This window comes from Vibrio sp. Vb1729 (assembly GCF_033338655.1).
GTDB classification, from domain to species: Bacteria; Pseudomonadota; Gammaproteobacteria; order Enterobacterales; family Vibrionaceae; genus Vibrio; species Vibrio alginolyticus.
Map to the genome: position 1 here is coordinate 14,150 of NZ_JAWOTB010000048.1, position 7,006 is coordinate 21,155.

The 7,006-nt window shown below is 45.2% G+C and carries 6 protein-coding genes; 3 read left to right on the forward strand and 3 right to left on the reverse strand.

All coding sequences use genetic code 11. The features are described from left to right. Window positions 1–137: 137 nt before the first annotated feature. The 3 genes from yiaY to R7E29_RS19470 all read left to right on the forward strand — a co-directional run bounded on the left by yiaY (window position 138) and on the right by R7E29_RS19470 (window position 3,270). The gene (yiaY, locus tag R7E29_RS19460; protein WP_039988101.1) at window positions 138–1,286 is read left to right on the forward strand and encodes an L-threonine dehydrogenase; all 1,149 of its coding nucleotides are present in this window, start codon (window positions 138–140) and stop codon (window positions 1,284–1,286) included. Window positions 1,287–1,436: 150 nt separating this feature from the next. After that, window positions 1,437–2,513 (forward strand): PQQ-dependent sugar dehydrogenase, encoded by a 1,077-nt coding sequence (locus tag R7E29_RS19465; protein ID WP_054577125.1) that lies wholly within the window; start codon window positions 1,437–1,439, stop codon window positions 2,511–2,513. A 142-nt stretch (window positions 2,514–2,655) separates the two neighbouring features. Next, entirely contained in the window at window positions 2,656–3,270 is a 615-nt protein-coding gene (locus R7E29_RS19470; protein WP_005375585.1) for an HAD family hydrolase, read from the forward strand. A 108-nt stretch (window positions 3,271–3,378) separates the two neighbouring features. Here the strand turns inward: R7E29_RS19470 and R7E29_RS19475 are convergent, their stop codons facing one another. From R7E29_RS19475 to R7E29_RS19485, 3 genes are all read right to left on the reverse strand, one after another. Further along, window positions 3,379–3,858, reverse strand: coding sequence for a Dps family protein (locus tag R7E29_RS19475; protein ID WP_005388254.1), 480 nt, complete (start codon window positions 3,856–3,858; stop codon window positions 3,379–3,381). A gap of 299 nt (window positions 3,859–4,157) precedes the next feature. Further along, a complete protein-coding gene (locus tag R7E29_RS19480) occupies window positions 4,158–6,158 on the reverse strand; it encodes a methyl-accepting chemotaxis protein (RefSeq protein ID WP_054577124.1) in 2,001 nt (666 codons plus the stop codon). A gap of 121 nt (window positions 6,159–6,279) precedes the next feature. Then, window positions 6,280–6,633 carry a hypothetical protein gene (locus R7E29_RS19485; RefSeq protein WP_054577123.1) on the reverse strand — a complete coding sequence of 118 codons (354 nt, stop codon included), beginning with the start codon at window positions 6,631–6,633 and terminating at the stop codon, window positions 6,280–6,282. Window positions 6,634–7,006 lie beyond the last annotated feature (373 nt).

Genomic DNA, 7,006 nt, shown 5'->3' on the forward strand with positions numbered 1-7,006 from the left:
ACTGTCACAGTTTTTCTCTTGCAAGTACCTCTAAGTAGGTAAACTTGCTTCAGATCAACTTCAATCTGGAAACGAATGTGCGACAGTAAATGGCAAATTAAGAAAGATTATTAAAAATAACGACGGAGCTATCCAATATGACAAGTGCATTTTTTATCCCTACGGTAAACCTAATGGGCGCTGGTTGTTTGAAAGACGCAGCAGACAGCATCCAATCTCAAGGCTTTAAAAAAGGTTTGATCGTTACGGATAAGATCCTTAACCAAATCGGTGTAGTCAAACAAGTTCAAGACCTTCTCACTGAGCGCGATGTTGCAACCGTTGTGTTCGATGGCACTCAACCAAATCCGACTATCAGCAACGTTAACGACGGCTTAGCACTTCTTACTGATAACGAATGTGACTTCGTTATCTCTCTAGGTGGTGGTTCACCACACGACTGTGCGAAAGGTATCGCGCTTGTTGCTTCTAACGGCGGCAAAATCGCAGATTACGAAGGCGTAGACCAATCTGCAAAACCAATGATGCCACTTATCGCGATCAACACGACGGCGGGTACTGCATCTGAAATGACGCGTTTCTGCATCATCACTGACGAAGAGCGTCACATCAAGATGGCAATCGTTGATAAGCACACAACACCGCTTATCTCGGTAAACGATCCAGAGCTAATGCTCGCTAAACCTGCTTCGCTAACTGCGGCAACAGGTATGGATGCCCTAACTCACGCGATTGAAGCTTACGTATCTATCGCGGCAACACCAATCACTGATGCGGTAGCAATTAAAGCGATTGAGCTTATCCAAGCGCACCTACGCACAGCAGTGAAAAATGGTGAAGATCTAGAAGCTCGTGAACAAATGGCATATGCACAGTTCATGGCGGGTATGGCATTCAACAACGCGTCTCTAGGTTACGTACACGCAATGGCACACCAGCTAGGTGGTTTCTACGACCTTCCACACGGTGTTTGTAACGCGATTCTTCTACCTCACGTACAGCGTTACAACGCGCAAGTATGTCCTGAGCGTCTACGTGACGTAGCAAAAGCAATGGGCGTAAATGTAGAAGGCATGTCTGCTGAAGCAGGTGCAGCGGCAGCAATCGACGCTATCGTTACTCTAGCGAAAGATGTGGGTATCCCAGCAGGTATTAAAGAGCTTGGTGCGAAACTAGAAGACATCCCAACACTAGCAGATAACGCACTGAAAGACGCTTGTGGTTTCACTAACCCTAAACAAGCAACTCACGAAGAAATCTCTAAGATCTTCGAAGAAGCGATGTAATCTCGCTACATAAACAATTCTCTAGCCTTAATTCAATCCCCGATCTCGTATCGGGGATTTTTTTACATTCTTATACAATCCATGCTCTGCAAAACGTTCTCTTTTAGTGTTAGCTTTTAAGCATTAATACGATTCATATTGGAAGGAACCATGAGAACGATTGCTGCTGCCCTACTCGCTTGTTTATCCTTTTCTGCCAACGCTGCCGAATACCGCGCTAACGAAGTGGCGAATGGATTTCAGATCCCTTGGGGGATCGAGTTCTTAGATAGCCAACGCGTTATCGTCAATGAAAAGAACGGTACGGTTTCGTTGCTGGATATCACCACAGGCAAACCTCAAAAGCTGTTTAACGTTCCCGATGTGAACACCAGTGGACAAGCCGGCTTATTGGATGTTGCGCTCGCACCGAATGCCGATAAGCAAAACCCGCAACTCTTCTTTACCTACAGCAAGCGTACGAGCAAAGGCAATACGGTGGCGTTAGCGACGGCGCAATTGCAAAACAATCAGCTTGTAGGTTGGAAAGATCTCTTTGTTGCTGATGCCTTCACCGATACAGGTCGCCACTACGGCAGTCGAATTTCATTTGTAGACGATAAAGTTTACTTCTCAATCGGTGACCGTGGCGAACGTGATAATGGACAAGACACTCAAACCCATGCTGGCAGTATTCTACGCCTTAATCTTGATGGTTCGGTTCCGCAAGACAACCCATTCAAACCTTCCGAAGCTCGTCATGAGATATGGAGTTACGGGCACCGTAACCCACAAGGTATGTTTTACGACGAAGCAACAAAACAGCTGTGGTCTATTGAACATGGACCACGGGGTGGCGATGAAATTAATCTAATCAAGAAAGGCGCGAACTACGGCTGGGCAAAAGTCTCTCATGGTAAAGAGTATTGGGGTCCGTTGGACGTCGGGGAAGCTAAGTCGTTACCGGGAATGGAAGATCCAAAACTGGTATACATCCCTTCTATCGCGCCCAGTAATATGATTTTGTACCGTGGTGATAAATACCCAGAATTGGACGGGAAAATCCTCGCAGGCGCATTGAAACTGGCGCACATCAACGTGGTTTCTATTGATAATGGCAAGCTCACCGAATCAAAAAGATTGATGGAGAGTCTTGGAGAGCGAGTAAGAGATATAACCATCAGCCCCGATGGCTATATCTACTTTTCTACCGACAGCGGCAAAATCTTTCGTCTTGAGGAAAGGTAATCAAACACTAAAATCGTTAAGACTATTTAATTTGTGACGTACTAGTGATTTATTTTCGTACAATCTAAGCAGAAGAATCTAAACTTAACAATAACCTTTTGTTTTTTAAAACGATAGTTCGGTTAAGTTGTACGAGGTCATTATGATTCCATTCCCTTTACAGCTCGATAAAATTAAAGCCGTGGTGTTTGATTTAGACAACACCTTGGTGAGTTCTGATATGAACTTCGGCGAATTGCGACAACAGCTAGGTTGTCCGCAGAGTGAAGATCTATTGGATTTTGTCGACGCACTTGAGCATCCTCACCATAGAGAGCACGCTCATAACGTGATATTTGATTACGAGATTTCTGATGCTGAGCAGTCTGCTCCAATGATTGGCTGCCATGAATTACTCGCCCACTTGCATCAAAATGAAATCAAAACCGCTATCGTGACGCGCAACTGTCAAATCGCCACGCAGCGCAAACTAGAACACAACCAAATCTCAGTGGAACGAGTCATCACTCGTGAATGCTTCCCGCCCAAGCCAGACCCTTTGTCTCTTCAGGTATTGGCGAAAGAGTGGCGTTTGATGCCTGATGAAGTGCTTTATGTCGGCGATTACCTTTACGACTTACAGGCAGCGTATAACGCACAGATGCCCTCTTGCCTTGTTCATCACGGTAATCAAGAAACTTTCAATGATTCAGCCTCGTTGGCGCTTAATGAACTCAGCGATTTATTGAGCCATTTCCAATCCTTACCACGCAAATAAAGCACACATATAAAATACGCAAACAAAAAAAGGGGCACCAACGTGCCCCTTATGACTTATTCCCGATTGTTTCATGCGTTCCCAAGGATTGCTTGGGTGATGCGCTGCTTAACCTTGTAGGTAAGCGTTAAGCATCCACATTAATTTTTCTTGCTCACGGATGTAGTCACCCATCAATGCCGCTGTACCTTCGTCATCTGCTTCACCCGCGTTTTGTAGAATCTCACGCTGTTTTAGAAGTAGAACGCTAAAGCCTTGAACCAGACCTTGTACACACTCCTCACCAGAAGTCGCGTTTTGATGTTCTTTAATTTCACTTGCTTCCAAGTAGTTGCTGAATGCGTGCGCTGGCGTATGACCCAAAGTTAGAATACGCTCTGCAAGCTCATCGATTTTTGTTTGTAGATCAGTGTAAATCTCTTCAAATTTTACGTGCAGTTCGAAGAATTGCGCACCTTTAATGTTCCAGTGGTAACCGCGAGAGTTCATGTACAACACTTGGTAATGCGCTAGCAGTTGATTTAACTGTTGAGCTAGTTGTGCTGATTGTTCGCTGTCTAGACCAATTAGGCTTACTTGTTTGTTCATAATCTTGCTCCTAGAAGGATGATACCAATCGTAGTAACGAACGATTCTCTTACCGGGATTGGTATAAAGTTTAAAAATTCTTTTGCAGTATTTGCTGCCGATGGAGTCATATTACGACTCCGGCTCGGCGAAGAGAATTTGGTTTTAGCTATGATTTAAATAGCCAAATCCAATGAGCAAGCAGACGAATATCGGCGTATCATCCAACAAAAAGCCCCAACCCTTTTTGTGTAAAAAGGATTGGGGCTTTTTTACTATTTGGTTAACGTTCAAAAGTCGATGAAAGATGTAAACCTTATCTACGCCGTTTTGAAAGTTGCCATCTGTTGATTCAGCTCAGTAACTTGCTCTTTTACTTGCAATGATGTCTCTGATGCACGTTGGCTGTTATTCGAAACTTCATCCACTGATTGAGTAATACCGGACATCAATCCAGTGATCGAATTGGTCGCATGAGATTGCTGCTCTGCCGCTGCTGCAAGTTCTGCCATTTGCTCATTCAAGGAACCTATTTGCTCAGTAGTAACAAGCAAACGAGTTACCGCTTTTTCAATGTGCTCAGCGCCCTGCTCCGCAAGTGATTGACTGTGTTCAATCTCCTCAACCACCGAATTGGTCGAGCGTTGAATCGCGTTGATAATGCCGTTGATTTCCGTCGTCGATTGAGTAGTGCGCGTCGCTAACATACGCACTTCGTCCGCCACAACCGCAAAGCCTCGCCCTTGGTCACCTGCGCGCGCTGCTTCTATCGCGGCATTCAATGCCAGTAAGTTAGTTTGCTCTGCCAAACCTTCAATCACTTCCGTCACTCGACCAATGGCTTCGCTCTCTTTGCTTAGCTGTGTGACTTGCGTACTCGCAGTTTCAATGCTGCCGTGCAAACTTTCCATGGTGACTTTGTTTTGCTCTAAAGCATCGCGACCTTGTTCAATCTCGCCTTTTGAATCAGAAAGCTTCTGCACAGATTGATTGGCTTGATCTAGAGTGTTACGCGCTGCTAAAGCGATTTCATCCAATTGGCTTCCCATTTCAACAATGCTGGTCTGTTGCTGTTCTACATTCGATGAGGTGACTTGCGCCGATTCCAATAAAGCCCCCATGCTGGTATCCACTTGGTGCGCTTTCTCACTCACCCCTGCCACGATGCTCGCTAACGATTGGTTCATGCGGTTAATCGAATCGGTAAGGTCTGCCAATTCATCTTTCCCAACAACGGTGAGCGGGGGCTGAGAAACGTCTCCTGAAGCGATCGTCTTTGCACGCTCCGACAAGTTTTTCACTCGGCGACCAATGGTATTGCCCATGTATTTTGAAATCGCTACTGCGGCAAACAAAACCAATGCCGCTGCAATCAACATAGTGGTCAGTACGTTCTTGATCGACTGATTAATACCCTGTCCGCTTTGATCAGCACGACTTTGCTGAGCCAATACGATCGTTTCTAAACTTTGGTCTAGGGCATCCGCTGCTGGCAACAGTTCATTCGCCATCAGCAAGTTTGATTCGTTCCACTCTGGCGATTGACGCAATGCAATTACCTGCTCTGCTAAAGGAAAGTACAGTTGCTGCATTTCCTTAAACAGTGACCACAATGATTGGTCGTTATCAGTTAGTCTGTCGAGTTTACTGTCGATTTCCGCCACAGACTGATTGTGGTATTTAATCAAGTCGTGGTATTTATCTAGGTGATCTTGCTGCCCGTACAACAGGAAATCTCGCAAGGCGGACAGAGCATTGGCGAGGGAGGTATAACTGTCGGCATAGACTTTAAACAGACGTTTTCTGTCTCCACCAAATGGGTTTCCCGACTCTTCATTGATTAAGCTTTGAAGCTGATCAAGTGCAACTTCTGCAATGGGTGCCGCTTCGTTAATAAAGAGGTTGTGCGCGGGTAAGTTCTCGTCACTGTGGCTAAGTTCAATCAGCTTGTTCAAAGAGACTTTGACCGCATCCCACTGGTTTTGAATCGCTTGAAAATCCTGTTCAGAGATCAAAGCCTGCAACGTCGGAAGCGACTCGTCTGTTGAAGCCATGATATTGCGTACGTCCTCACTGAGACGTGCGCTAGCCTCTTCATCGCCACCTAGCAACATGTAGGCTCGAATAGAAGACAGCGACGCTTGAACGGACTGTTGGATACCGCGACTGGTGTCGACGGTCGGTAGATCAGATTTAAGTAACGAAGAGGCGTATTGCTCTACGGTGGTGACGTTGCGATACGTGAATACCGCTGATGCCATAAAAAGTACGGCTAGCAGCACAAAACTGAGCTGCAACTTCCCTGATATCGTAAGGTTCATCCATAAACTCCTGACAACGATGAGCCTTAAATATAACGATGTTTACAAAAATGTTAAATACTGGTATCAAAAGTTACTAAGAAAACCATGTAAATCACTATTTTAAGCCGATAAATAGGGCTTATTTGAAGTATGGTATGCGCTCACTACGTAAAATCAGATAATTAACGTAAGTCGTTTCTAAGCAGTCTTGATCCCACAACGAAAGAATCCGCTTAGTGGCGAAGTAGTAATCTTTATTACGCAGTAGCACACCCACCGTGCGGCTGAGCTGCTTAAAGCGCTGTTGCTCATTAGCAGAGATGTCATTGTCTTCATTTTGAATGATCGGCGCCAATCCATCGGCAAACCAATTGTTCAGAATTTCACGCATCTCTAGTTCTGACTCCGGCACATCCATACACGACAACTCACGATGCAGTGGCGGCGGTACTATGTACTTTGACGCTTTTGGCGAACTGACATAACGGTACATGTCGCTCCTCCTTGTAAATGACTCTTATACCCAAGTGACTTCAAGATGCAGGATTCAGAGCGTTGTCATTGATTCGGGGTCAAGGAAAACAACGCAGCGTAATAGTCAGCTCTTTCCAAGTTGTTTGACACAGAAGCCGAGTCAATGACACGCTCCCGAAGGGCGAGCTGTCTTGGTTTGTATACTTTGTTGTCGATTCTTGATTTAGACCCACTAGACCTTTAAATCGCCGCCGCGTCTACAAACCAAGCCATTCTCGCTGAACCTAACATCTCGAGGTTACTTGGGTATAAACTAGCTAAGAATACTTTTTTCAATTTCCAAGTTTTTTTCTAGAGCTCATAGAAAGAAGACCAACAAAAAAGCCATGCAA